Below are 24,363 nucleotides of genomic sequence, written 5' to 3'. Positions count from 1 at the left end.
CTCAGCTTTCTTGATCTGGATCAACGAAGGGTATGCTGTTGTATTCCATAGCCGCGATATGACGCGGAGGATGCACATGACCGATACCCGACTCCCGAAAGCCAGCCGTCGCAGCTTTCTCGGCCTCGCGGCCGGGGCCGGCGCGCTCGCCCTCGCGGGGCCCGGCGCCGAGGCGCAGGCGCGCGTGCCCACGAACGCCCATATCGTCATCCTGGGCGCCGGCGCCGCCGGCACCTCGCTCGCCAACCGCCTTGTGCAGCGCCTCGAGGGCGCGCGCATCACCATCGTGGACGGCCGGGCCGAGCATTGGTACCAGCCCGGCTGGACGCTGATCGCCGCGGGGTTGAAACCGGCGGAATATTCGGTCAGCACGACCACCGAATGGCTGCCCCAGGGCGTGGCGCTCCGGCCGGAATACGCCGCCGAGATCGACCCGGAGGCAAAGCGCGTGGGCCTCTCCGGCGGCGAGAGCCTCGACTACGACTACCTGATCGTGGCGTCGGGCATCTCGCTCGACTGGGACGCGGTCGAGGGCTTCTCTCTCGACATGGTGGGCCAGAACGGCATCGGCGCGGTCTACGCGGGCCCCGAACATGCCGCGAAGACATGGCAAGCCATGGACCGCTTCACCGACGAGGGCGGGGAGGCGGTGTTCTTCCGGCCCGCGACCGAGATGAAATGCGCGGGCGCGCCGCTCAAGTACACCTTCCTCACCGACGACTACGCGCGCCGCAAGGGCAACCGCGCGAATACGAAGATCACCTACGCCGCGCATTCGGGCAGCTATTTCAGCGTGCCCATCGTGCACGAAAAGGTGCGGATGCTCTTCGACGACAAGGGCATCGAGACGCGCAAGAATCACGTGCTGAAGGCGATCGACCCCGGCCGGAAGCTGCTGACCTTCGCCACGCCCGACGGCGACACGGAGATGCCCTACGATTTCACCAACGTGATCCCGCCCATGCGCGCGCCCGACGTCGTGCGGCAGTCGGGGCTGTCCTGGGCCGACCGGTGGACCGACCAGGGCTGGGTGGAAGTGGACCAGCAGACCCTGCGCCACCGCCGCTACCCCGACGTGTTCGCCGTGGGCGACGTGGCCGGCGTACCCAAGGGCAAGACCGCCGCGAGCGTGAAATGGCAGGTGCCGGTGGTCGAGGCGCATCTGGTCGCCCAGATCGCGGGCGACACGACGGACGCGGCCTATAACGGCTACACCTCCTGCCCGCTCATCACGCGCGTGGGCCGGGCCATGCTGATCGAGTTCGACTACAACAACGACCTCACCCCGAGCTTCCCCGGCGTGATCGCGCCGCTCGAGGAGCTCTGGATTAGCTGGCTCATGAAGGAGGTCGCGCTGAAGGCCACCTACAACGCCATGCTGCGCGGCAAGGCCTGAGGAGGATACCCCATGCAGGAACTCACCTTCGAGACCATGATCGCCGTGTTCGAGGAAATGTTCGGACCGGTGCTGTTCTGGGCCCTCGTGATCGCCGCGGCGGTGGTCACGCTGGGCTACATCTACGTTCTGATCCGCGACCGCGCGGTGAGCTGGCAGAAATTCCTGGCGGCCCAGCTCGCGATGCCCGTGGGCGCCGTCGCCGCCGTGTGGTTCGTGATGGCGATCACGGATTCGGGCATGTCCGATATCGGGGGCCCGATCGACGTGATCGTGATGCTCGGCGTCGCGGCGGCCGGCGCGGTCGGCGCGGCGATTCTCGTCTACACCGTCCAGTCCCTGCTGTTCCCGCCCGAGCGCGACGCCTGAGCCATTCCCCGAGGGCCCGATCTTCACGCGCTCCCTCGCCTTGTGTGCATGATATGCTAGCTCTAAGGCTGAGGGGCCGCGACTCCGGCGGCCGCGCCCACGCGGGAGGGACGCATGGAAAAGGGACGGAGGCAGCAGTCGCGATCGATAACTGTCTCGGGCGGGCGCCCGGCCGGCTCCGCGCCGCGAGGTGCGCCATGAACCAGCAACTGCCCCGGTCCCGGACGCTCGCGCTGGAACAGGATGGCCCGTGGCTGACGGTGTGGTTCGATGACCCTGCCAACGGCAACGCCCTCGGACGGACCCGGATCGCCGAACTGGCGCGACTCACGCACGGGCTGGCGCTGCGCCCCGACATTCGCGGCGTGCTCTTCCGCGGTCGCGGCGGCGTGTTCTGCGAGGGCGCGCTCGGCGACGTGCTGCGCGCGGGGGCCAACCGCGACATCGACCGCGAGGCGCTCGTGCAGGCCAGCCGCTCGTTCGGCGCGCTCCTTCGGCGTGTCGCCACGCTGCCGCAGCTGACCGTGATGGCCGTCGAAGGGCCCGCGCACGCTGCGGGCTGCGGCTTTGCCGCTGCGGGCGACCTGGTGCTCGCCGCCGAGGGCGCGGAGTTCGCCTTCACCGACACGCGGCGCGGGATGGTGCCCGCGCAGATCGCCCCGATCATGCTGGCGCGGCTGGGGCATCGCGCGGCGCGCCGCCTGCTTCTGCTGGGAGAGCATGTCGACGCGCGCGCGGCGCTCGATATCGGCCTGGCGGATGCCGTCTTTCCCGACAGCGCCGCCCTCGACGCCGAGATCGCGCGCATCCGCGACGGCCTGACGCTCTGCGCGCCGGGCGCCGTCGCGGCCACCAAGCGCCTGCTGCTGGACCTGCCCGGCCTGCTGCCGGACGAGCAACTCGACATGGCGGCCGACGTCTTCGCCGACCAGATCGAAAGCGCGGAAGGGCGCGAGGGGCTGGAAAGCTTCTTCGGCGCCCGTAGCCCCGGCTGGACCTCCCCCGGCGGGGGCCGCGGAACGCCGCGCGGCTCCTGACGCGTCAGGGGTTGCAGGCCGGACAATCGCCGGGGTCGCCCGGTTGCGGGTAGCCCGCGGGCGCGGCCTCGTGGCCGCAGGCCACGCATCCCAGCACATCTTCCCCCGGGCGGAGCGTCGGTCCCCCGCACCACGCACAGGGCCGCGCCGGCCCCGCGCGCAGGCGGCCGTATCCCGGCGCGCCGCAGGCGGGGCAGGCCCGCGCCAGGCGCTCCGCGAAACGTTGGGCCAGCCGGCCGATGGTGGACATCCGCGCCGGGTTCATGTGGGCGCGCATGTCCGTCTCGACGCGGGCGAGCCCGTCGGCCGAGGCCGCGGCGCTTTCCTCCACGGCGCGGGCGAGCGCCGCGCGCGCGGCGATCCCTTTGCGCACCGGCCCCGCGCCCGCGTTCGGCCGCACCACCGCCGCCTGGCGGGGAAAGCCGATCCCGGCGAGGAAGCTCTCCAGCGTCTCGACCGACGCGGCCTCCGTCGCGGCATAGACCGGGGCGCTGTCCACGATCTCTTCCCAGAGGACGAGGCCGCGGGCGTCGTCCACGAGCACCAGCACTTCTGCCCCCGCCGGCAGGAAGGGGATGGAGGGGTGCGGCCCGTAGGCCCCTTCGGAGGCGAGCCCCAGGTCCGAGCCCGCCGCCCGCATCCCGAGCCGCGCCTTGGCGAGCGCCGCTTCGCGCAGACCGCCCGCGCGCGGGATCTCGCCCGTGAAGGTGCCGAGCGCGTCGGTGTCGAGCCCCCGCGCCACCTCCACCGCCAGCCCCGCGACGCGCGAAAGAGGCGGCGCGATGGCCGCCTGCTTCCCGTGCATGGTGGCCAGAACCGCCCGCCGGCCGGCCCAGAGCGCCGGGCCCACGGGCCCGGACACCCTCATCCCACCGCCTTCAGCACCGGCCCGGGCCGTGCCACGCCCTCGACGGCCTCCCATTCGAGGTCGCCCGTGTAGCGCCACGCCACCTGCCCCGCCTCGTCGAGGGCGAAGAGGTGAAGCCAGCGGTTGTCGAACAGGGCGCGCACACCGTCGTGGCGCTTCAGGATGTCGCTCATCGCCTCGCGCGGCGCCTCGATGCAGACCGACAGGCGCAGGGGCTCATGCGCGAGGCCCTCGCCGTCATGCACCGCCTGCCAGGGCAGCCCGGCCCGCATCAGCCCGCCGTTGCCCTCCACCACGCCGATCCCGCCGGTGACGTTGTGCAGCAGCTTGTTGCCGCCGCCGAACGCCTGCGGCGCCACGGTCGAGCCGTAGTATTGCAGGCTGATCCAGCTCGCCACCACCACGGGCGCCGTCATGATGAGTTCCAGCACGCCGAAGCCCTCGTCGGCCCGCCAGTCGTAGTTGTGCAGGAAGGCGCGGCCCTCGAGCGACCGGCCCCCGGTGCGCGTGCGCGGCGCCGCGATGAAGGCCCGGCAGCCGGCGAGCGCCCATTCCGGACGCACCTCCGCCCAGTCGCGCGCGCGCGCCGCGACCTCGGCCTCGCCAGCCGCGCGCGGCAGCCGCAGCGCGCGCTCCGCCCGCGCCACGCGCCCCGCCTTGGCAAGCCAGCCCTTCACGTCCCCAAGCAGGGCCTTGTGCTGGCTGGCGTCGATGTCCGCCTCGTAAAGCTTCACCGTGTCGGTGGTGGTATCGTGCAGCGCAGCCACGAAAAGCGTATCGCCCGGGATCTCGATGCCCTTCGCGGCGACGCCCTGGCGCACCTCCGGATCGTTGAGCAGCGCGGCCAGAAGCCGGGCGTTCACCTCGCCGGAATAGCCGCCGCACGCGCCGCAGTGATAGGCCGAGGCGTGCGGGTTGTTGGTCACGTTCGCGCCGTGGCCCGCCAGCAGCACGATGCGGCCGAAGCCCTCGGTGAGCGACATGGCGCGCAGCACGGTTTCCGCCGCGCCGACCCGCTCGGACAGCGACAGCGCCGGGTCGAGCCGGGGCGCGGGCCCGTCGGGCAGCTTGCCCTCCTCGAGGCCGAGCGCGTCCCGCACGAGCCGGCCGGCATAGACCGGCCCCATCGCCTCCACGAAGGCGAAGGAGGAGACGGCGGCGAACTTGAACCGGCCCCAGGCGCGCTTCGCCCGCGCGGTGAACCGCGCCTGGCGGTCGGCCTCCTCGATCTCGGGCCCGCCCGCGACGGAGCACACGCCGGGGTTCAGAAGCACGGGCAGGCGCAGCTCCTCCACGTCGGAGGCGAAGCCACGGTGCTTCGTGGCGAGCCCGAAGAACCCGGCGAAGCCCAGCGTCTCGATGCCCGGATCGACCGATTCCAGCGCCCGGCGGAACACTTCAGAGCGCACGTCGATGCAGAAGGCGGCCTGAAGCGACGGACGCTCTGTCGCCGGCGCGGGCGGCTGGGTCGCGAGCGTCGCGGCGATCTCGCGCTGCGCGGCGCGTTCGGCCGCCTCCTGCAGGATCTCGTCCACCACGAGATCCTCGCCCGGCGCCAGCGGCGCCGCGTGAGAGGCGCGCACGCGCTCCCAGCGGTCGAGGATCGCCTCCTCATACTGGATAAAGAGCGCCTCTTCCCAGAGGAGCCGGATCGCCAGCATCTCGGTCACCACCGGATCGGTCCCGCCGCCCAGCTCCGCCTGCCACAGCTGGTAGCGGGCGTATTGCGCCCAGCCGCCCATCGTCATGAGAAGCTGGTGGAAATAAGTGGGCAGCGCCGCGTCGACGAGGCCCAGCCGGGACGCGGCGCGCGCGATCGCGTCCTCGGCGTGTTCAGGCGCCTCGGCCACATGGGCGGCGAAGCCCTCGAGGCCGTGGATCTCCGGCGTCAGGTCATGGGTCGCCACGGCGCGCCACTCGGCATAGGCGCCGCGGCGCTTGGGCGCCTTCCAGAGCGCCTGCCCCGCGTCGAAGAAGCTTGCCGCCCACTGGCTGACCCGGTCCGCCACGAGGCCGGGCCAGTCGAGCCCGCAATGGTCCGACGCCATCTCCGCCACCGTCGGCAGGGCGTGCGGCCGCCGCCGTGGCCGCGCCGCCGCCTCCTTCAGATCGCTCACGCTCGCCGGCCGGGCGGCGTGGCACGACGCGGCGAGCGCGGCCTCCAGATCGGCGTCGGTGATCCGCCCTGCCTCCAGCCGGGACAGATACCACTCGCGCGGCATGGTCACCGGCAGCCCCGCGACCCGGGCGAGCCTTGCGCCCGTCTCGGCCAGCGTCTCGCCCGTCTGGCCGAGGAACGGGTTGACGGCCACGGAAGAGGCCAGCGGCCAGACCGGCGGGATTGCGCGCGCCGCCGCGCCGGCCGCCGCCATGACGGTTCCCGCGGGAAGAGACGTGTTTTCGGTGATATGGGTCATGTCGCTCGCTCCGTCCCGAGATCGTCAGTCAATCCGCCGGATGTGCCATCCGCCGAGGATGCGGTCGAAGACCGCGTTCATGTAGAGCCCGTTCGCCAGGTGCACGCGCAGCCCCGCCGCGGCCGGGTGATAGGCCCAGAGCGGGAACATCGCCTGCGCAACCGCCACCGCGCCGAAGCTGATGACGGCCAGCACGATCAGCGCCCATTCGAGCGGACCCGGCACGGGCGTGGAGGGGAGCGTGCCCGCCATCAGCGCCTCGGCCCCGGTCTGCAGCGCGAAGTAGGCCACCGACGCGGCCACCGACATCAGCGCGGTGCGCTGGGTCAGCACCGTGGGCGCGGCGTCGGCGAAACCCTGCGCCAGCAGGTAGGCCACGCCGAAGATCAGGATCGCGCCCAGCGCGATGGCCTGCGGCGACTTGCCGTCGAAGCCGAAGCCGAAGCCCACTGCCGCGTAGATCACGAGCGCGGCGACGAAGGCGCGCAGCACCGCGCCGCCGGAGGGCACCGCCACCGGCCCCGGCCGCCGGGTCGCGGCCACGCCCTCGACCGCCATGCCCGAGGCCAGGAAGGCATGCGCCTTGTAGAGCGAATGCGCCACGATGTGCAGAAGCGCGAGCGGAAAGAGCGCAAGGCCGCATTGCAGGATCATGAAGCCCATCTGCGCCACCGTGGACCAGGCGAGCGAGGTCTTGACCGCGGGCTGGGTCAGCATGACGAGCCCGCCGAAAAGCGCGGTGAAGCCCCCGATCATCACCAGCACCGCCAGCACCCCGGGCGCGAGCACCATCACGTCGGCGAAGCGGATCAGCAGGAACCCGCCCGCGTTGATGACGCCCGCGTGCAGAAGCGCCGAGACCGGCGTCGGCGTCTCCATCACCTCGGTGAGCCAGCCATGGGTTGGGAACTGCGCGGACTTGAGAAGCGCGGCAAGGGCGAGAAAGCCCGCCGCCCAGAGCGCGGCGTCGGGCGCGACGCCCACACGGGCCGCGGCGAGGATCTCGCCGATGTCACCCGTGCCGTAGCCGGTGTAGAGCAGCACGGCCGCCGCGATCAGCGACGCGTCGCCAAGGCGCGCGGTCACGAATTTCTTGCGCGCGGCCCGCTGCGCCTGCACCCGCTCGGGGTAGAAGAGAAGAAGCCGCGCCAGGAAGACCGAGGTTGCGATGAAGGCGGTAACGAAAACCGCGAGGCTGCCCGCCTGCACGAAGAGCAGCACCGCGGCGAGGGTCAGCGCCATCCAGCCGGTAAAGGCGCCCTGCCGCGCCTCGCCGTCGAGGTAGGTCGCGGTGTAGCGCAGCACCACCCATCCAACGAAGCTCACCAGCAGAAGCATCGTCACGCTGACCGGGTCGAGCCGCGTGGCGACACCGGCGACGACGCCCGTTCCGGCCCCTCGCGTCAGCAGCACCAGAAGCGAGACGACCGCCACCCCGAAGGCGGCGATGGCGGTGCCCTCGGCCAGGCGCGGCACCAGTCCGGGACGGCCGCCGGGGTTCATGAAGGCCGCGATGGCGGCCGCGATCAGCGCCGCCGGCGCCAGTAGAGGTATCGAAAACACGTCCATGCCTGTCTGTCCCTCGCAGATGCAAAATCCCGTGCCGCGATGCAGTATCAGAGGCCGATCCGGATAATAAATTCATTGTATGGTCGAAGTCGTTCTAATAAAGAGAACGATCATGAGCAGCCTGAACTACCACCACCTGCGCTATTTCCACGCGGTCGCCCATGACGGGAACCTCACGCGCACGGCCGAGCGGCTGAACCTGTCGCAATCGGCGCTGTCCACGCAGATCCGCAAGCTCGAGGAGCGCTTGGGCCACCGGCTTTTCGACCGGCGGGGCCGACAGCTCGTGCTGACCGAGGCGGGCCGGATCGCGCTCGATCACGCCGACGAGATCTTCGCGGCGGGCGACGAACTCGTCGATACGCTCAAGGCGGCCGGGCGCGCGCGGCGGGCGCTTCGGGTGGGCGCGATGGCGACGCTCTCGCGCAACTTCACGCTGGGCTTCCTGCGCCCGCTTCTGGGCCGCGCCGATGTCGAGATCGTCCTGCGTTCGGGCAGCCCGGCGGAGCTGATGCAGGGGCTGGCCACGCTCAACCTCGACGTGGCGCTCCTGAACCGCGCGGCGGCGGAGGACGCGGTGACCCCCTTCGTCTCCCACCGACTGGACGATCAGCCGGTCAGTCTGGTGGGCACGCCCGCGCGGCTTGCGGGCGAGCGCGACCCGGCCGCCCTGCTCGCCCGGGAGCCCGTGATCCTGCCCACCGCCGAGAGCCCCGTGCGCACCGGGTTCGACGCGCTCTGCGACCGGCTGGGCATCCGCCCCCAAATCTCGGCCGAGGTGGACGACATGGCGATGATGCGCCTCATGGCCCGCGCCGATGCGGGCCTCGCCGTGCTGCCGAGCATCGTGGTGACGGACGAGCTTTCGACCGGCGTGCTGAAGGAGGCGCAGACCCTTGCGGGCATCACCGAATCGTTTCACGCCGTCACGCTGGAAAGGCGCTTTCCGAACCCGCTCCTGCCCGAGCTCATCCGCCTCGCGGCCCGGCCCCGCGCGGGATGAGGCCGCGCGGCATCGCCCGCTCGGCGTGAAGGGGCGTGGCGGTCGCGCGCCGTTTCCGCGCGTCCCGCGCCCGTGCCGGTCCGCCGGCGTCCCGTCCCGCGCCGGGGGCGCCTCAGCCGATCCCGGGCCGCCCGGGGTCGAGCGCGCGCGTGTCGAGCCCCGCCTCCGCCGCGTCGGCCGGCGCGGGCTGGCCCTGCACCAGCGCCGCGGCGACCCGCGCGAGCCCCGGCGCGGTGTGGATGCCATAACCGCCCTGTCCCGCCAGCCAGAAGAAGCCCGGCGCGTCCGCGGCATGGCCCGCCACCGGCACGCCATCGGCCACGAAGCTGCGCAACCCCGCCCAGCTTCGCTCGATCCGGCGCACGGGCAGTTCGCAGGCCTGCTGCACCCGGTCCACCGCGATGGCGATGTCGATCTCCTCGGGGCGCGCGTCGCAGGGCGCCGAGGGCGTCGTGTCGGCGGGCGAGACCAGGAGCTTGCCTGCATCGGGCTTCATGTAGAACTGTTCGTCGATATCCATGAGCATGGGCCAGCCCGACGGGTCCGCGTCGCCCGGCGTGGCGACGATTGCGGCGCTGCGCCGCTTGGCAACGAGCCCCACCGGCGCGACCCCGGCAAGGCGCGCCACCTCGTCGGCCCAGGCGCCGGCGGCGTTGACGACCGTCTCCGCCCGGACGGGCCCGGCGGGCGTCTCGACCTCCCATCGCCCGCCCCGGCGCGCGACGCCCTGCACCTCCGCCCGGAACAGAAGCGTGCCGCCCGCCGCCTTGAAGCGGCGCAGGTAAAGCTGGTGAAGCGCGTGCACGTCGATATCGGCGGCGTCCGCTTCGAGAAGCGCGGCGGCGACGTAGCCCGGCTTCAGGATGGGCAGCCGGGCCTGCGCCTCCTCGGTGCCCGCGGGCGCGACCGCGTTCCCCACTTTCGCGGCGAAGGCTTCGAGCGCCGCGCGCTGATCCTCCCGCGCGACGAAAAGCAGCCCGCGCGGTGAAAGCAGCGGATGCCCGTCCGGGCCCGTGGCCGAGCGGAAGACGGGCTCGGAAAGGCACGACAGCGCGCGCACGGCTCCGGGCCCGTAACTCATGGTGAAAAGCGCCGCGGACCGGCCCGTGCTGTGATAGCCCGGCGCCTCCTCGCGCTCCAGAAGGGCCACGCGCGCGCTTGCGGCCAGTTCCGCGGCAAGCGTGCTTCCCGCGATCCCGGCCCCGATCACGGCCACGTCGTACTCTGCGTCGTCCATTCGAGGCCTCCGTAAGGAACGCTCCGATCCGTGCGGGTATAAGTCGGCGCCCGCGGAAGCCAAGCCCCGGCGCGGGGCGCGTGCCGTGGCGGCCCTTTCGCCCCCTCGCGTGGATCGGCGCCCATGCGCGGGCGCCTGAGCGCGCCGCCCCGCCGTTCACCCCGCGATCTCGCCATAGCGGGCAATGAGCCATCGCGCGGTTTCGGACGAGACGGGCGCGCTGGCCGCCGACAGCAGGCAATGCGCGTAAAGGCGATACGCCGCCTCGTCGCGCAGAAGCGCGCGGAAGCGGGCCCGGTGCCAGGCGTAGGCCTCCTCCTCCAGCGCGGCGAGGCCGGGGATCGCCAGAAGCGCCGCCCGCTCGCCCGCGCGCAGGGGCGCGCTGCGCCCGATGGTCGCGTTCTCCACCGTGTTGAAGTTCCGCTCCACCCAGTAATGCAGATCGACGCGCTTTGCCGAGCGGTTGGGCAGGCCCCGGTCGCGCTTGACGAGGAAGCTCTCCGCCGAGCGGAGCGAGTAGTGGTTCGTCTCGGCCAGCCCCCGGGCCACCGGCGCGCCCCAGAGCGAGAGCCGCCCGGCCCGCCCCGCGACATGGCCCGCCAGCGGCTGCCCGTCCCCGTCCCGCCAGGCCGGGACCGTGTCCCGGCGCTGGCCCGGGCGGTGCACGCCGAACCGGGTGAACGGCCCCGATGGCCTGAAGAGCGTCTTGAAAAGCGTCGCGGCGACGGGGAAATCCTGATCCGGCGCCGCCGAGGCCGTGAAGAGCGCCGGCACCGCCCCCTCCTCGAGCCGGGCGCGGCCGTTCGCGCCGAAAAGCCGCCAGGGCAGCGCCACCGCCTCCGCCTCCCCGTCGAGCCGGGCGAAAAGGTCGGCAAGCCGGCCTTCGCCCGCGTGGATGTTGGGATACTCGTCGGCGTCCGCCACCAGCGCCCAGTCCGCCGCCTTGCGCTCGGGCTGGCGCCAGGCGTCGCGCAGCGCCAGCCATTGCGGGCTCTCGCCGCGCGGCACCTCCTGGGGCAGGTGCCGCAGCGCCCCCGCACGGGCCATGAGATCGAGCATCCGGGCCGTGGGGTCGTCGCAGTCATTGGAATAGACGAGCAGCTCGGTCACGCCGATGGCGCGCATGTGCGCCACCCAGTCGACCAGGAAGGGCCCCTCGTTGCGCAACGTGCTCACGCACAGGATGCGGTCCATGGGTCCTCCCGTCCGCGCCGCCTCGTCCGAAGGAACACTGCCGGAGGCCGGGCGGGCGGCGCAAGCCCGGTTGACCACTCGACCGGGGCCGCGCCGCGCCCTAGCTTGGCCGACAAGGAACACACCCATGCTGATCGTCGCGCCCAACACCGTCCTGAACCCCGCCGCGCTGGAAACCCGGCGCGTGCCCAAGAAGCTTTTCCGACGGGTGGCGATCCTGCCCCGGCGCGCGGGTCCGGCGGCATGGGCGCGTATCCTCTTCGACGCGCAACTCCTGCGCTATCTCGGCGCGCTCGCGCCCTTCGTCGCCGCCATGCTGATCTGGCCGCGTCTCGCCTTTCCCATCGCCCAGGCCCCGATCCTGATGGTGCTGCTCGTGGGGGTGGTCGAGATGAAGGTGCTGCGCCTCTCCGCGAGCGCCCGCAAGGACGTGATCGACGAGGACGACGCCGCCCGCGCGCTCGACACGCTGCGCTTCCGCGCCACGCGTATCCTATCGCGGATCGCCGCGCGGCGGGGGCTTTCTGAGGGAGAGCTGCATCTCGTGGTAGAGCAGTCCGAACTCGCCCGTGTCGTGCCGCTCACCCTCGTCTCGGTGCAGCGCGCGAGCCCGGGCGCCGAGGTGCTGGCCCTCGACACTTCGGAACAGGAGATGCTGCGCGCCGAGCTTTTCGCCGAGGGTCTCGACGAGCGGACGCTGCACCGCGCCAACCTGCGCGAGGACGTTTTCCTGCGCGACGTCGGTTTCGCCGCCGAAGGCGTCTCCGCCCATGCGCGGCTCGCCGCGCTGATGGACGCCGCGCCCGCGCGCGAGGTGCCGGCATGAGCGTGAACGCGCAGACCGTCTCGGCCGGCGAGGCGCTCGAGGTGCTGGAGGCCGGCTGGCGCGCGCAGTCCGCGGGCGGGCTCACCGCCTCCTGGATGCTTCACGGCCGGCCGGGCGTGGGCAAGACGCAGTTGGTGGCGGAGCTGGCGCGGCGGATCGGCGCGGACCTCTACGACCTGCGCCTAACCACCATCGAGCCGCAGGACCTGCGCGGCCTGCCCTATTACGATCACGAGGCACGGCGCACCGTCTGGTACCGCCCCGAGGACCTGCCGGACGACCCGGAGCGGCCTGCCGTCCTCTTCCTCGACGAGCTCACCTCCGCCGCGCCCTGGCTTCAGCCCACGGTCTACGGGCTCCTGCAGGAGCGGCGCGTGGGCCGGCACCGCCTGCCCGCCTCGGTCTTCGTCGTCGCGGCCGGCAACACCGTGGAGGACGGCGCGGTGGCCTATGAGATGGGCACCGCGCTTTCGGACCGGCTGATCCACCTCGCCGTCCGCGCGAGCGCGGAGGACTGGCTGTCGGGCTTCGCGGTGGACCGGGGCATTCACCCGGCCGTCACCGCCTTCCTGCGCACGCGCCCCGACCTTCTGGAGACCACCGAGGAGACGCTGAAGCGCGGGCTGACCGTCGCCTGCACGCCCCGCGCCTGGGAGCGGGTGAGCGACATCATGAAGAGCGTCCCCTGGGGCCGGCCCGCGCGGGCGATGATCGCGGGCACCGTGGGCGAGGCCCCGGCCGCGGAATTCGCCGTGGTGGCCGAGGACGTGGCGGCCTCGCTCGAACTCGACGCGCTGCTCGCCGCGCCGCCGAAGGACCGCTGGGCGCTCTATCCGGACACGCTGAACGGGCTCAACGCGCTGGTCTACGCGCTTGCAGGCGCGGCGGACGCGGCACGCATCGCCCCGGCGATCGAGGTGATGGCGGGGCTCCGCGAGCTTCCGAAGCACCGCGAGGAAGAGGTGTTCCGCCGCCTGCCGCTGGGCGAGCTCACCGCCTTCGGCTTCGAGATGCTGATCCGCAAGGCGCTGGAAGCGGGGCTTCAGGACGCCTTCCTGCGGTCGGAGGCCTACGCCGCCTACGCTTCCGAACGCCGCGCCGCGGGGCTCGAATGAGCGGGCACTCCGACCGCGCACGCCGCGCGCTCGCCCATCTCGCCGAGGCCGACCCCGCGCTTGCCGCGCTCGCGCTCTGGTGCGCCCACCGCGACGGGACGGGCGAGATGCGCAGCGAGGGCGCGACGATCTACTACGACGCGGGCTTTCCGCTTCGCCCGCTGCCCGAACAGGTGGGACTCGCCGGGCATCATGTGCTCCACGCGGCGCTCGGCCACGGCGCGCGCAAGGCGGCGATGGGCGCGCGCCAGGGCGCGGGGTTCGATCCCGCGCGTTTCGCGCTCGCCGCCGACGCCATCGTGAACGAGGCGCTCATGCTCGCCGGTCACGCCCTGCCGCGCCCCGCCGTCCGGCTGACCGAACTGCTGGCCGCCGCGGGGCTCGGGACAGCGGCCCCCGAAACCGCGCTCGCCGACTGGGACGTGGAGCGGCTCTACACCCGCTTGCCATCCCGCGAGGGCGCGGGGGGCGAGGAGGTCGCGGCCTACGCCGCCGCCAAGGGCTTTTCCGAGGATTTCGAGGCCGAGGCGGCGGGGTCGTCGGGCCGCGAGAGCGCCCCCGAGGACTGGCGCGGCGCACTCGCCCGCGCGATGGAGGCCGGGCGGCGCGCCGGGCGCGGGATCGGGCGGCTCGCGGGCCGCGTGGCCGACATCCCCGACACCCGCACACCCTGGGAGCTGGAGTTGCGCGGGCTGCTCGCCAAGGCCGCGACCGAGATGCCGGAGCCCGCCGCCCTTCGCCCCGCGCGCCGCTGGATCGCGATGGCCGCCGAGGCGGAAGCCCGGGGCGCCGCCCTGCCCGGTTTCCAGCCCGGCACGGCGCGCACGGGGCGGCGGCCGCGCATCGCGGTCGGGCTCGACAGTTCCGGATCCATCGACGACGCGACGCTGGCGCGCTTCGCCGCCGAACTCGACGGCGTCGCCCGGCGCAGCCGGGCCGAGACGCATCTTCTGGCCTTCGACGAAACCGTCCACACCGCCCGCGAGGTCGGCCCCGGCGGCTGGGACGCGGCGCTGCGCGCGCGCCCGCTGCGGCGCGGGGGCGGCACCGCCTTCGGCCACGTGATCGCCCGGGCGGTGGAGATCGACGCGTCGGCCGCGGTGATCCTCACCGACCTCGACGGCGCCTTCGGTCCCGCGCCGCGGGGCCTTCCGGTGATCTGGGCGGTGCCCGGCGCGCCCCCGGCGCCCCCGCCCTTCGGCCGGGTCCTGCGGCTCGACCGCTGAGGCTGCGACATCGCGTCCGGATGGCGCGAGTTCTTGCGAATGGCTCTCACTTGCATTGACAAATGCGACTAACTCGCAATATTGGAGGCGTGAGGCTGCACGCCTCGATGCAACGAAGGTTCACGTAAAGGATGCTGACGAAACGCATGTTCCTGGCCGCGGCGACGGCCTGCGGACTCGCCCTTGGCACCGGCCCGGCGATGGCCTCCGAAAGGCTCGACGTCGTGGCCACCACCGGCATGATCGCCGACGCGGCCCGCGAGGTGGGCGGCGAGCTTCTGGAGGTGCGCGCGCTCATGGGTCCCGGCGTGGACCCGCACTCCTACCGGCAGACCCGCAGCGACATCGTCGCCATGGCCCGCGCCGATCTGGTGTTGTGGCATGGGCTCTACCTGGAGGCGCAGCTCGAGGAGTTCCTGCTGGACCTCGGAGCGGATCGCCCCGTGGTCGCGGTTGCCGAAAACCTGCCGCGCGATGTACTGATCTCGCACGAGGATTACGCCGACAAGCATGACCCGCATGTGTGGATGGACCCCGAACTCTGGGGGCTCGTGGTGCTCAACGTCCGCGACGCGCTGATCGCGGCGCGCCCGGGGGACGAAGCGGCGTTCCGCGCCAACGCAGAGGTGTATCTGGCGCAACTGGCGGAGCTCGCCCGGTATACCGACGCGGTGCTCGCCTCGGTTCCCGAGGAAAGCCGGGTGCTCGTCACCGCCCATGACGCCTTCAACTATTTCGGCGCCGCCCACGACTTCGAGGTCGTCGGCATCCAGGGCATCTCGACCGAGAGCGAGGCGGGACTGCGGCGGATCGGCGAACTCGTGGACATGCTGGTGGCGCGCGACATCGGAGCGGTCTTCGTGGAAAGCTCCGTCTCGGACAGGAACGTGCGCGCGCTCGTCGAGGGCGCGGCGGCACGCGGGCACGAGGTCGTCATCGGCGGCGAGCTCTACTCGGATGCCATGGGCGCGCCCGGCACCTACGAGGGCACCTATCTCGGCATGATCGACCACAACGCCACCGTGATCGCCTCGGCGCTCGGCGGCACGGCCCCCGAACGCGGCATGCAGGGGCTGCTCAACTGATGGAGCGTGACAGGATGCAGACCCCGGGGCTCAGCCTTGCGGCGCGGAACGGCCGGGCCACGGACACCTTCGCGATACCGCCCGGCACGGCGCTCGCCATCCGCGGGCTCACCGTCTCCTACGGAGAGTCGCCGGCGGTCTTCTCGGTGGACGCCACCTTCCCCGCCGGGACCATGTCGGCGATCGTGGGGCCGAACGGCGCGGGCAAGTCGACGATGTTGAAGGCCGCGCTCGGCATCGTTCCGCGCCTCTCGGGAGACGTGCGCATCTTCGGGCAGCCGCTCGAGCGCGCGCGCGACCGCATCGCCTATGTGCCCCAGCGCGCCAGCGTGGACTGGGATTTCCCGACCACCGTCATGGAGGTGGTGCTGATGGGGCTCTACCGCCGGGTGGGTCTGCTCGGCCGCGTCACCGGGCGGCATCGCGCGACCGCGCGGGAATGCCTCGACCGCGTCGGCATGGCGGATTTCGCCCAGCGGCAGATCGGCCAGCTTTCCGGCGGGCAGCAGCAGCGCGTGTTCCTCGCCCGCGCTCTCGCCCAGGAGGCCGATCTCTACCTGCTCGACGAGCCCTTCGCCGGCGTGGACGCCGCGACCGAGCGTGCCATCATCGAGGTGCTGACCTCGCTCAGGGCCGAGGGCAAGGCGGTCATCGCCGTGCACCATGACCTCTCGACGGTGCGCGCCTACTTCGACCACGTCTTCCTGATCAACGTACGCGGCATCGCCGAGGGCCCGGTGGAGACGGCCTTCACCGCCGAGACGCTCAACGCGGCCTATGGCGGACGCCTCGCGGCCACCCATCTCGACGCGCTGGAGCTGGCCGCCTCGTGAGCGCGCTTCTCGACGCGCTCACCCTCGGTGCGGGCTACAACGCCGCGCTCGTGGCGGTGGGCGCGGGGCTTCTTGGCTTCTCCGCCGGGTCGGCGGGCAGCTTCCTGTTCCTGCGCAAGCGCGCGCTCGTCTCCGACGCGGTGGCCCATGCGACACTGCCGGGCGTTGGGATCGCCTTCATGGCGATGGTGGCGCTCGGCGGCGACGGGCGGAACCTGGCCGGCCTTCTGGCCGGTTCGGCGCTCAGCGCCTGGATCGGGCTTCTCGCGCTGGAGTGGATCACCCGGCGCACGCGGCTGTCCGAGGATGCGGCCATCGGCGCGGTGCTGTCGGTCTTCTTCGGCCTCGGCATCGTTCTGCTCACCGTGATCCAGACCATGGGCGCGGGGCGGCAGGCCGGGCTCGAGGACTTCCTGCTCGGCGCCACGGCGGGGATGCTTTGGTCCGACGCCATGCTCATCGCGGGCGGCGGCGCGCTGGTGCTGGCGATCCTCTGGCTGCTGCGCCGCCCGCTCACGCTGGTGGCCTTCGATCCCGACTATGCCGCGGCGGCGGGCTACGACGTGCGCCGCATCGACCTCGCGGCGATGGGGCTCGGCATGGCCGTCACCGTGATCGGGCTGAAGCTTGTCGGGCTCGTGCTGATCGTCGCGCTGCTCATCATCCCGCCCGTGACGGCGCGGTTCTGGACCGAGCGCACGAACCGCATGGTCTGGACCGCCGGCGCGCTCGGCGCGGTCTCGGGCTATGTCGGCGCGGCGATCTCGGCCACCGCGCCGGGCCTGCCCACGGGGCCGCTCATCGTGCTGACCGCCGCGGCGCTCTTCGCCCTTTCGCTGCTCTTCGCGCCGGCGCGGGGCCTGGCCTCCGCGCTCTGGCGGCACCGGCGCTTCCAGCACCGGGTGCACCGGCGGCAGGGCCTGCTCTCGCTCGCCCGCGGCGAGGTGATCCACGACGCCTTCACCCTGCGCGTGCTGCGCGCCGAGGGGCTGATCCGTCCCGACGGGGTGGCAACCGAGGCCGGGCGCGCGGCAGCCGCCAAGGAGGCGCGGGACGAACGCCGCTGGGACGTGGCGCGCGCCGTCCACCAGGACACCGCGCTCGCCGGGCGCTATGACGGGCTGACCCCGATCGAGGACGTCTTCACCCCCGACGAGATCGCGGAGTTCGACCGCCGGATCGGCCCGCCGCACGCAGCCGGAGGACACGCCTGATGGGAGCGGAGTTCGTGCAGTTCTCGCTGACGCCGATCCTGATCGGGGTGCTCGCCTCGGTGGCCTGCGCGCTGCCGGGCAACTTCCTTCTGCTGCGGCGGCAGGCGCTTCTGGGCGACGCCATCAGCCATGTCGTGCTGCCGGGCATCGTCGTGGCCTTCCTGCTCACCGGGGTGGTCGCGGCCGGGCCGATGCTGCTGGGCGCGGGGGGCGCGGCGCTGGTGGCGGTGGGGCTGATCGAGGCGGTGCGCCGCCTCGGCCGGATCGAGCCCGGCGCGGCCATGGGCGTGGTCTTCACCACCCTCTTCGCGGCCGGCGTTCTGCTGCTGGAGCGCAGCGACACCTCGAGCGTGCACCTCGACGTGGAACACGCGCTCATGGGCAATCTCGAATCGCTGGTCTGGCTTCGCGCCGAGGGCTGGGGCTCGCTCCTCGACCCCGCCGCGCTGGCCGCGCTGCCGCCGGAGCTTTTCCGCATGGCAGTGGCCTGTGCGCTCGTGGCGCTGCTGACGGCCGTGTTCTGGCGCTGGCTCAAGATCTCGACCTTCGACGAGGGCTTCGCCACCGGGCTCGGCCTGCCCGTGCGCTGGATCGGCCTTGGCCTCGTGACCGCCGCGGCGGTGGCGGCGGTCGCCGCCTTCGACGCGGTGGGCTCGATCATCGTGATCGCGATGTTCATCTGCCCGCCCGCCGCCGCGCGGCTGATGACCGACCGGCTGGCGCGTCAGGTGGCGTGGTCGGTGGGTTTCGCCACGCTGTCGGCCGTGCTGGGCTACGTGCTCGCGGGCTACGGGCCGCTCTGGCTCGGCGGGCGGGACGCGGTCAGCGCCGCGGGCATGATCGCGACCGTCTCCGGCGCGATCCTCGCGCTTGCCTGCCTCTTCGGGCCGCGTCGGTCCCGTGCGGGTATCGGCCGCGAAGAGGCGGCCTGACGCCCGAACGCAGCGAAATGGCGAAGGCGCTCCGCGCTTTGCCCGCTCGGTGTTTCGCGCTAGCCTAGCCGCCAAGGCAGAGGCGAGAGACTGTGATGCGGCTATCCCGGCGGACGATGGCACTGGGCCTGGGCGCGACGGCGCTCGCGGCCTGCTCGGGCGGTCCCGGACCGAGCGCGCGCGCGCCCGCGGGCGCCGACCCGGCCATGCGCCCCGCGCGCAATCCCGCCTTCGACGCGTGGCTCGACGGCTTCCGCCCCCGCGCCCGTGCCGCGGGCATCTCCGAGGCCACGCTGGAGCGCGCCCTGCCCCGCGCGAGCTTCCTGCCCGGCGTGGTGGAGCGCGACAGGAACCAGGCGGAGTTCACCCGCTCGCTCGAGGACTATCTCGCAATCGCGGCCTCGGACGAGCGCGTGGCCATGGGCCGCGCCATGCGCCGGCGCCACGCGGCCACGCTCGCCGCGATCGACGCGCGCTACGGCGTCGAGCCCGAGATCGTCACCGCGATCTGGGGCCTCGAAAGCCGCTACGGCGAACGGCGGGGCGACATCCCCGTGATCTCGGCGCTCGCCACGCTGGCCTTCGACGGGCGGCGCGGCCCCTTCTTCGAGCGTCAGCTCGTGGCCGCGCTGCGCATCCTCGAGCGCGGCGACATCACGCCCGACCGGATGACCGGAAGCTGGGCCGGCGCCATGGGGCACACGCAGTTCATCCCAACCTCCTTCGAGGCCTATGCCGTGGATTTCACCGGCGACGGGCGGCGGGACATCTGGTCGGACGACCCCACCGACGCGCTCGCCTCCGCGGCGGCCTATCTCGACCGCTTCGGCTGGCGGCGCGGCCAGCCCTGGGGCGTGGAGGTGCGCCTGCCCGCGGGCTTCTCCGGCCCCTTGGGGCGCGGCACCACGCGCAGCCCAGCGGCCTGGGCCGCGGCGGGCGTGCGCGACACGGACGGCCACCGCGTGCCCGACCACGGCCCGGCCTCGATCCTGCGCCCGGCGGGGTCTGCCGGGCCCGCCTTCATGGTGTTCCCGAATTTCGGTGTGATCGCGCGCTACAACAACGCCGAGTCCTACGTGATCGGGGTGGGCCACCTTGCCGACCGGATCGCCGGCGGCCCGCCCATCCGGGCAAGCTTTCCGCCCGATGCAGAGGGGCTCACCCTCTCCGACCGCAAGGAGATCCAGGAGCGCCTCACACGCGCGGGCTTCGACACGAACGGCGTGGACGGGGTGATCGGTAGCGGCACCGAGGCGGCGATCCGCGCCTATGAGCGCGCCCGCCGCCTGCCCGAGACCGGCCGGGCCACCCGCGCGCTCCTCGACCGGCTCCGGCGCGGCGCCTGAGGCGTCAGGGCGCGATCCAGGCGCCCGCGAATCCGTCCGCCCGAGAGAAATCCGCGCGGCGGTGCCAGTCCCCGAGATGAAGCGCCTCGATCCTCTCCACCCGGCCGTCCAGCACCGCGAAGCGCGCGCGCTCCCGCGTCTCCTCGTAATCGGCCACGGGATCGCCGATGGGCCGGCCCGGTTCCGGCCGGCCGCCATAGGCCCGGCGCGCCTCGGGCGACAGGCGCTCCCAAAGCGCGTCGAGCGAAGCGCCGGTGCGTATTTCGACCGTCAGCGCGAGGCGGATCTGCAGCCGGTCCTTCGGCTCCCAGACATGCAGCGCGGCACGGGGCTCGCGCGCGAGTTCGGCCACCTTGGCCGAGGCCGCATCGGTGTAGATCGTGACGCTGCCCGCAGCCTCCGAGGCGCCGCGCAGCACCACGGTGCGCGCCTCGGGCGCGCCGTCCGTGCCCAGGGTGGCCAGCGTCGGGTGACGCGCGGGCGCACGCCGGTCCGCCACGCCGCGCCCAAGGCGCTGCCAGACGCGGGCGCGCAGGCCCTCCAGCGTCTCGAACCACTCACTCATAGCCCGTCATCTCCAGGTAGCCGTGGCCGTCATGGCTGCCGGAGACGGAGACCGGCCCCTCCCAGTAGGGAAAGCTCGTGGCCATCCATGACTGCGGGTTGAGCGGCTCGGTCGTGACGTCGAGCCCTTTGGCGGGCAGCTCCACCCGCCAGCGCACGGGCACCTCGCGGCCCGCCACCTCGGCCGTCCCCAGCGGCGTGAGGCGCAGCGCCCCGTCGCCGTAAGGCGTCTCGGTCCCGTCAGGCGCGATCCAGGTGGCGAAGGTGAAGACGCCGCCCCCCGTCTCGCGGACCTGCGCCGCCATGACCCGCGCGCCGCCATCGAGGCTGATCGAGAACCAGTCCCAGCCCTTCTGGCTTTCGGAGAGCGGCTGGCTGGACCATTCCCGGTCGAGCCAGGCGGTCCCGGTGACCGCCACCTCGCGCCCCTCGAGGGACAGCGTGCCCCGGGCCCTGTAGAAGGGTTGCGAGTAGTAGTGGCTCGCCTGCCCCTCGGCGGACTTGACCGAGAAGCCGTCCTCGCCGTGGAAGACGAAGGGCCCCTCCGCGTCGAGGTCGAGGGCATAGCCGAAACCGGGGCCGGAGGCGGTGACGGTGACCTCCGACAGGCTGGGCCCCGCCGCGCGCCAGTCGTCGATCCAGGCCGCGAAGGGCTCGGCCGTGACGCCCGCCTGCCCCACGCCCCCGCGCGCCAGGCGCTCGGCGTGGTGGTGCCGCGAAGCGGTGGTGAGCGCCGCGTGCCCCATCCAGAGCTGCGGGCTCTGCCACCCGTCCGCCTCGCGCGGGGCGAGCGCGGTGCGGAAAAGCGTCCATTGCACGCCGTAGCGTGCCCCGTCCGTCGCCTGAAGGTTGGCCGTCAGGTACCACCATTCAATGCGGAATTCGGGATGGGCGCCGTGATCCTCGGGAAAGGTGATCGGGGCCCCGCGCTCGGGCAGCGCGAAACCCTCCGCCTCGGTGCCGAGGCCGGCGAAGCCCTGCGCCCGGGCCGTGCCGGCCGCCGCCACGAGAAGGATGGCAAGACATCTAGCGATCATGGGTGAACACCGCGACAAGCTGGCGGGGCGGCATCCGGGCGAGCCGCCGCGCGGGGATGAGCGCGGCCAGGACCGCCGCGAGAACCGCGAGCGCGGCCAGCGGCGCCCACTGGCCGGGAAAGAGGTGCATGGGAAGCCGCCAGCCGAACGCCTCCACGTTCACCACGGCCAGCAGCAGCCAGGCCAGCGCCAGCCCGACCGGCAGCGCCAGCACGAAAGTCAGAAGCGCCAGCATGCCCGCGCGCGCGAGCTCGAGCGTGGCAAGCCGCCGTCGGGCCACCCCCGCCGCCCAGACCGGCGCGAGCTGCGGCAGCCGCATGGCCGAAAGCGTGAGCAGGCTGGTCAGCATCGCCACCCCCGCCACGGCCAGCGTCAGCACGTTGAGCGCGGCCGTCACCGCGAAGGTCCGCTCGAAGACGCCGAGTGAGAAGGCCTTGATCGATGCCTGGTCCACGACCGCCTCCGCCGGCAGGCCGAACTCCTCCACCAGCGCGGCGCGCAACCCCTCGGCCTCTTCCGGTGGCAGGCGAAGGCCGAAGCGCAGCGGCGCCACGTCTGGGAAACGCTCGGTGAAAGGCTCCGCCCCCACGATCGCCTGCCCGGCCGGGTTGCCGTAGTCGGAGTAGACGCCCGCCACCGGCAGCTGCCACCCCGGCGCCAGCTCCACCCGCGTGCCCGGCCAGAGCCCCGCGCGGCGCGCGAGCTGCTCGTTCACGAGCGCCGCCTCCCCCGCCGCGACCCGGTCCCACGGGCGCGCGCCCGCGGCGAGAAGCGGCCAGGCCTCGCGGTAGGTGTCGTGATCGACGACGCCGTAGACCTCCGCGGGCTGCCCCGCGATCCGCGTGTCGGCCCACTGGATCGGCAGCACCGCATCCACGCGCGGCGCCACCCAGTCGCGCAGCGCCGCCGCCTCGGTCCGGTCGCGGGCGCCGATGTAGAGTTCGGCCGCGAGGCGCTGATCCAGCCAGCCCGTGAACCCCAGCCGGAAGGAGGACACCATCGTACCCACGCCCACATTCGCCGAGAGCGCGAGCAGAAGCGCCATCAGCGCGAGCGACAGGCCCGGAAGCTGGTGGCGCGTGTCGGCCCACACCCACTCGGAAAGCGGGCCGCGCGCCAGGGCCGCCGCCCGGCCCAGCACCGCGTGAAGGAACACCGGCAGCGCGAGCGCCGCCCCCAGAAGCAGCCCGCCGAGCGCGGCGAAGCCCGCCAGCAACCCGTCGAAGAGCACCGGGGCAAGCGCGCCGGCCGCGAAGAGCGCCGCCGCGCCCGCGCCCTGCCGCCGCAGCCCGGCCGCGGCCGCCCGCGACCAGGCGCGCGGCTGCGCGGGCGCCAGGAGCGGCAGCCGCCAGAGCCGCCAGATCGCCTGCGCGGCCGCGACCGCCGTCCCGCCGAGCGCCATGGCGAGCCCCGCCGCCGCCCAGCCCGGCCGGAACGCGAGGCTGCCCGTCACCTCCGCGCCGTAAAGCCCCCGCAGCGTCGCCGCCACGTCCGGCAGGAGCACCGTGGCGACGCCGTAGCCCAGTGCGAGCCCGAAAAGCCCCGCAAGAAGCGCAAGCGCCGTCAGCTCCGCCGCCACCACCCGCATCACCAGGCCGAGCGGCGCGCCGAGCGCGCGCAGCGTGCGCACCATCGCGCGCCGCTGCTCGAAGGCGAGGCCGATGGCGCCGTGAACGATGAAGAGCCCCACCGCGAAAGACAGGAAGCCGAAAGCGGTGAGGTTGAGGTGAAAGGACCGCGTGAGCCGCGCGATGTCGCCCTGCGCCTCGGGCGCGCGCTGCACGAGCCCGTCCGCCACCGTCTCGAGCGGCGCGCGCCCGGCGGGCTGATCGGGCAGAACCAGGATCCGCGTGACGGTGCCCGGCGCGCCCGACAGCCGCGCCGCTGTGGCGATGTCGGTGATCGCGCGGCCCTCGGCCAGACCCGCCGAGACACGGATCTCCGGCCAGCCGGCGCGCTCGGCCGCGTTGAGCGCCGCCGCAGTGCCGGGGGCGGCGTAGGCGATGCCGGGCGGCGTCAGGAAGTCGAGCGCGGCCCCGTCGCCCAGCCCCGGGATCGCGCCGCCCGAGGGCGCGGTCAGCGGCTCCACCCCGAGAAGGCTCACCGTCTGGCCCCCCGCGACGAGCTGCGTCTCGATTTCCGGCGACACCCGCCAGCCCGCGCGGCGGAGCGCCGCGAAATCCGCGACGGTGAGCGCGCGGCCCTCGGCCTCGATCACCGCGAGATCCGCCTGCCCGGTGGCCGACTGCGCCGCGGCGTAGCTGGCCCGCGCCTCGGCGTTGATCGCCTGGACGCCGGACCAGAGCGCGGTGGCGAGCGCGAGCCCCGCCAGCAGGGTGACGAGCTGGAGCGGATGGCGACGCCAGTGGCCAAGCAGGGCGACGAGGATCCAGCGGCTCATGCAAGCCGCCCGGCGCGCAGATGCACGCGCCGCTCCATCCGCCCGGCCAGCCGCTCGGAATGGGTGACCATCAGGAGCGCCGCGCCGGTTTCGGCCACGAGTTCCAGCATCAGCGCGAGCACGGCGTCGCCGGTCTCCTCGTCGAGGTTGCCGGTGGGCTCGTCGGCCAGGATGAGCGCGGGGCGCGGCGCGAGCGCCCGGCCGATCGCCACCCGCTGCTGCTGGCCGCCCGACAGCTCCTCCGGGTAGCGCCGCTCGAAACCCGAAAGACCCAGCCTGTCGCTCAGCCGCGCGGTCCAGCCCGTATCCTCGCGCCCGGCGAGCCGCGCCTGGAAGGCGATGTTGGCGCCCGCGTCGAGCGACGGGATCAGGTTGAACTGCTGGAAGACGAGGCCGACCGTCTCGCGGCGCAGCGCCGCGCGGCCCGCATCGTCGAGCGCGCCCACATCCGCGCCGGCGAGCCGCACATGACCCCCATCGGGCGTGTCGAGCCCGGCGACGAGGTTCAGAAGCGTGGACTTGCCGCTGCCCGACTCGCCGGTCAGCGCGAGCGTCTCGCCCGCGTCGAGCGCAAGCGACACCCCCTGCAGCACCGGCGGCCCGCCGGGATAGGTCTTCTCGACTGTGTCGATCTCAAGCAGCATCGCTTCGCCCTCTGCCTTCCAGAGGTGCGTCCCGTGACCGATTTGGCAAG

Annotated in this window: 21 protein-coding genes; 12 read left to right on the top strand and 9 right to left on the bottom strand. The window is 73.1% G+C overall.

The window, feature by feature from the left end; all coding sequences use genetic code 11:
• Window positions 1–76: 76 nt before the first annotated feature.
• The 3 genes from AB6A69_RS02325 (at window position 77) to AB6A69_RS02315 (ending at window position 2,802) form a co-directional block, all read left to right on the top strand.
• Window positions 77–1,396 (top strand): NAD(P)/FAD-dependent oxidoreductase, encoded by a 1,320-nt coding sequence (locus tag AB6A69_RS02325; RefSeq protein WP_371059504.1) that lies wholly within the window; start codon window positions 77–79, stop codon window positions 1,394–1,396.
• Between the two features lie 12 nt (window positions 1,397–1,408).
• Window positions 1,409–1,765: a DUF5368 domain-containing protein gene (locus AB6A69_RS02320; RefSeq protein ID WP_371036336.1), complete on the top strand. Its 357-nt coding sequence runs from the start codon at window positions 1,409–1,411 to the stop codon at window positions 1,763–1,765.
• 197 nt (window positions 1,766–1,962) lie between these two features.
• Window positions 1,963–2,802: an enoyl-CoA hydratase-related protein gene (locus AB6A69_RS02315; RefSeq protein WP_371059503.1), complete on the top strand. Its 840-nt coding sequence runs from the start codon at window positions 1,963–1,965 to the stop codon at window positions 2,800–2,802.
• 4 nt (window positions 2,803–2,806) lie between these two features.
• Here the strand turns inward: AB6A69_RS02315 and AB6A69_RS02310 are convergent, their stop codons facing one another.
• Genes AB6A69_RS02310 through AB6A69_RS02300 form a run of 3 tightly spaced genes read right to left on the bottom strand, consistent with a single transcriptional unit; the run spans window position 2,807 to window position 7,656 of the window.
• The gene (locus AB6A69_RS02310) at window positions 2,807–3,670 is read right to left on the bottom strand and encodes a DUF6671 family protein (protein WP_371059502.1); all 864 of its coding nucleotides are present in this window, start codon (window positions 3,668–3,670) and stop codon (window positions 2,807–2,809) included.
• Window positions 3,667–6,078, bottom strand: coding sequence for a YbcC family protein (locus AB6A69_RS02305; protein WP_371059621.1), 2,412 nt, complete (start codon window positions 6,076–6,078; stop codon window positions 3,667–3,669). The genes AB6A69_RS02310 and AB6A69_RS02305 overlap by 4 nt, the downstream gene beginning before the upstream one ends.
• A 33-nt stretch (window positions 6,079–6,111) precedes the next feature.
• Window positions 6,112–7,656, bottom strand: a complete 1,545-nt coding sequence (locus AB6A69_RS02300; RefSeq protein ID WP_371059501.1) for a proton-conducting transporter membrane subunit — start codon at window positions 7,654–7,656, stop codon at window positions 6,112–6,114.
• 112 nt (window positions 7,657–7,768) lie between these two features.
• Between AB6A69_RS02300 and AB6A69_RS02295 the strand changes: the two genes are divergently transcribed.
• Entirely contained in the window at window positions 7,769–8,659 is an 891-nt protein-coding gene (locus AB6A69_RS02295; protein ID WP_371059500.1) for a LysR family transcriptional regulator, read from the top strand.
• 112 nt (window positions 8,660–8,771) lie between these two features.
• On the opposite strand, the gene AB6A69_RS02290 is transcribed toward AB6A69_RS02295, so the two are convergent.
• Window positions 8,772–9,896, bottom strand: coding sequence for an NAD(P)/FAD-dependent oxidoreductase (locus tag AB6A69_RS02290; protein ID WP_371059499.1), 1,125 nt, complete (start codon window positions 9,894–9,896; stop codon window positions 8,772–8,774).
• 156 nt (window positions 9,897–10,052) lie between these two features.
• Complete coding sequence (locus tag AB6A69_RS02285; protein ID WP_371059498.1) at window positions 10,053–11,090, bottom strand: glycosyltransferase family 2 protein; 1,038 nt, start codon at window positions 11,088–11,090, stop codon at window positions 10,053–10,055.
• 127 nt (window positions 11,091–11,217) lie between these two features.
• Here AB6A69_RS02285 and AB6A69_RS02280 point away from each other — a divergent pair, with 127 nt between their 5' ends.
• The 8 genes from AB6A69_RS02280 (at window position 11,218) to AB6A69_RS02245 (ending at window position 19,667) form a co-directional block, all read left to right on the top strand.
• Complete coding sequence (locus tag AB6A69_RS02280; RefSeq protein WP_371059497.1) at window positions 11,218–11,916, top strand: hypothetical protein; 699 nt, start codon at window positions 11,218–11,220, stop codon at window positions 11,914–11,916.
• Entirely contained in the window at window positions 11,913–13,031 is a 1,119-nt protein-coding gene (locus AB6A69_RS02275; RefSeq protein WP_371059496.1) for an AAA family ATPase, read from the top strand. The genes AB6A69_RS02280 and AB6A69_RS02275 overlap by 4 nt, the downstream gene beginning before the upstream one ends.
• Window positions 13,028–14,257 (top strand): VWA-like domain-containing protein, encoded by a 1,230-nt coding sequence (locus AB6A69_RS02270; RefSeq protein WP_371059495.1) that lies wholly within the window; start codon window positions 13,028–13,030, stop codon window positions 14,255–14,257. The genes AB6A69_RS02275 and AB6A69_RS02270 overlap by 4 nt, the downstream gene beginning before the upstream one ends.
• A 131-nt stretch (window positions 14,258–14,388) precedes the next feature.
• Entirely contained in the window at window positions 14,389–15,342 is a 954-nt protein-coding gene (locus AB6A69_RS02265; protein ID WP_371059494.1) for a metal ABC transporter solute-binding protein, Zn/Mn family, read from the top strand.
• 14 nt (window positions 15,343–15,356) lie between these two features.
• Window positions 15,357–16,175 carry a metal ABC transporter ATP-binding protein gene (locus AB6A69_RS02260; protein ID WP_371036346.1) on the top strand — a complete coding sequence of 273 codons (819 nt, stop codon included), beginning with the start codon at window positions 15,357–15,359 and terminating at the stop codon, window positions 16,173–16,175.
• On the top strand, window positions 16,172–17,389 hold the full coding sequence (locus AB6A69_RS02255) for a metal ABC transporter permease (RefSeq protein ID WP_371059492.1): 1,218 nt from the start codon (window positions 16,172–16,174) through the stop codon (window positions 17,387–17,389). Before AB6A69_RS02260 ends, AB6A69_RS02255 begins: the two co-directional genes overlap by 4 nt.
• Entirely contained in the window at window positions 17,389–18,321 is a 933-nt protein-coding gene (locus tag AB6A69_RS02250) for a metal ABC transporter permease (RefSeq protein WP_371059491.1), read from the top strand. Before AB6A69_RS02255 ends, AB6A69_RS02250 begins: the two co-directional genes overlap by 1 nt.
• Window positions 18,322–18,416: 95 nt before the next feature.
• Window positions 18,417–19,667 carry a lytic murein transglycosylase gene (locus tag AB6A69_RS02245; protein ID WP_371059490.1) on the top strand — a complete coding sequence of 417 codons (1,251 nt, stop codon included), beginning with the start codon at window positions 18,417–18,419 and terminating at the stop codon, window positions 19,665–19,667.
• 4 nt (window positions 19,668–19,671) lie between these two features.
• Here the strand turns inward: AB6A69_RS02245 and AB6A69_RS02240 are convergent, their stop codons facing one another.
• From AB6A69_RS02240 to AB6A69_RS02225, 4 genes are read right to left on the bottom strand one after another with little or no spacing between them, the layout of a single operon-like run.
• A complete protein-coding gene (locus AB6A69_RS02240) occupies window positions 19,672–20,232 on the bottom strand; it encodes a pyridoxamine 5'-phosphate oxidase family protein (RefSeq protein WP_371059489.1) in 561 nt (186 codons plus the stop codon).
• Window positions 20,225–21,268: a lipocalin-like domain-containing protein gene (locus AB6A69_RS02235; RefSeq protein ID WP_371059488.1), complete on the bottom strand. Its 1,044-nt coding sequence runs from the start codon at window positions 21,266–21,268 to the stop codon at window positions 20,225–20,227. Before AB6A69_RS02235 ends, AB6A69_RS02240 begins: the two co-directional genes overlap by 8 nt.
• A complete protein-coding gene (locus tag AB6A69_RS02230) occupies window positions 21,258–23,669 on the bottom strand; it encodes an FtsX-like permease family protein (RefSeq protein ID WP_371059487.1) in 2,412 nt (803 codons plus the stop codon). The genes AB6A69_RS02235 and AB6A69_RS02230 overlap by 11 nt, the downstream gene beginning before the upstream one ends.
• On the bottom strand, window positions 23,666–24,313 hold the full coding sequence (locus tag AB6A69_RS02225) for an ABC transporter ATP-binding protein (RefSeq protein WP_371059486.1): 648 nt from the start codon (window positions 24,311–24,313) through the stop codon (window positions 23,666–23,668). The genes AB6A69_RS02230 and AB6A69_RS02225 overlap by 4 nt, the downstream gene beginning before the upstream one ends.
• Window positions 24,314–24,363 lie beyond the last annotated feature (50 nt).

The organism is Rhodosalinus sp. 5P4 (genome assembly GCF_041365695.1).
Taxonomy (GTDB): domain Bacteria; phylum Pseudomonadota; class Alphaproteobacteria; order Rhodobacterales; family Rhodobacteraceae; genus Rhodosalinus.
This window is presented reverse-complemented; position numbering and strand designations above follow the sequence as displayed.

Bases quoted from the DNA above. Each gene is read 5' to 3' on its own strand.
- AB6A69_RS02325 (WP_371059504.1), top strand. From the start codon at position 77: ATGACCGATACCCGACTCCCGAAAGCCAGCCGTCGCAGCTTTCTCGGC.
- AB6A69_RS02320 (WP_371036336.1), top strand. From the start codon at position 1,409: ATGCAGGAACTCACCTTCGAGACCATGATCGCCGTGTTCGAGGAAATG.
- AB6A69_RS02315 (WP_371059503.1), top strand. From the start codon at position 1,963: ATGAACCAGCAACTGCCCCGGTCCCGGACGCTCGCGCTGGAACAGGAT.
- AB6A69_RS02310 (WP_371059502.1), bottom strand. From the start codon at position 3,670: ATGAGGGTGTCCGGGCCCGTGGGCCCGGCGCTCTGGGCCGGCCGGCGG.
- AB6A69_RS02300 (WP_371059501.1), bottom strand. From the start codon at position 7,656: ATGGACGTGTTTTCGATACCTCTACTGGCGCCGGCGGCGCTGATCGCG.
- AB6A69_RS02295 (WP_371059500.1), top strand. From the start codon at position 7,769: ATGAGCAGCCTGAACTACCACCACCTGCGCTATTTCCACGCGGTCGCC.
- AB6A69_RS02290 (WP_371059499.1), bottom strand. From the start codon at position 9,896: ATGGACGACGCAGAGTACGACGTGGCCGTGATCGGGGCCGGGATCGCG.
- AB6A69_RS02285 (WP_371059498.1), bottom strand. From the start codon at position 11,090: ATGGACCGCATCCTGTGCGTGAGCACGTTGCGCAACGAGGGGCCCTTC.
- AB6A69_RS02280 (WP_371059497.1), top strand. From the start codon at position 11,218: ATGCTGATCGTCGCGCCCAACACCGTCCTGAACCCCGCCGCGCTGGAA.
- AB6A69_RS02275 (WP_371059496.1), top strand. From the start codon at position 11,913: ATGAGCGTGAACGCGCAGACCGTCTCGGCCGGCGAGGCGCTCGAGGTG.
- AB6A69_RS02270 (WP_371059495.1), top strand. From the start codon at position 13,028: ATGAGCGGGCACTCCGACCGCGCACGCCGCGCGCTCGCCCATCTCGCC.
- AB6A69_RS02265 (WP_371059494.1), top strand. From the start codon at position 14,389: ATGCTGACGAAACGCATGTTCCTGGCCGCGGCGACGGCCTGCGGACTC.
- AB6A69_RS02260 (WP_371036346.1), top strand. From the start codon at position 15,357: ATGCAGACCCCGGGGCTCAGCCTTGCGGCGCGGAACGGCCGGGCCACG.
- AB6A69_RS02250 (WP_371059491.1), top strand. From the start codon at position 17,389: ATGGGAGCGGAGTTCGTGCAGTTCTCGCTGACGCCGATCCTGATCGGG.
- AB6A69_RS02245 (WP_371059490.1), top strand. From the start codon at position 18,417: ATGCGGCTATCCCGGCGGACGATGGCACTGGGCCTGGGCGCGACGGCG.
- AB6A69_RS02240 (WP_371059489.1), bottom strand. From the start codon at position 20,232: ATGAGTGAGTGGTTCGAGACGCTGGAGGGCCTGCGCGCCCGCGTCTGG.
- AB6A69_RS02235 (WP_371059488.1), bottom strand. From the start codon at position 21,268: ATGATCGCTAGATGTCTTGCCATCCTTCTCGTGGCGGCGGCCGGCACG.
- AB6A69_RS02230 (WP_371059487.1), bottom strand. From the start codon at position 23,669: ATGAGCCGCTGGATCCTCGTCGCCCTGCTTGGCCACTGGCGTCGCCAT.
- AB6A69_RS02225 (WP_371059486.1), bottom strand. From the start codon at position 24,313: ATGCTGCTTGAGATCGACACAGTCGAGAAGACCTATCCCGGCGGGCCG.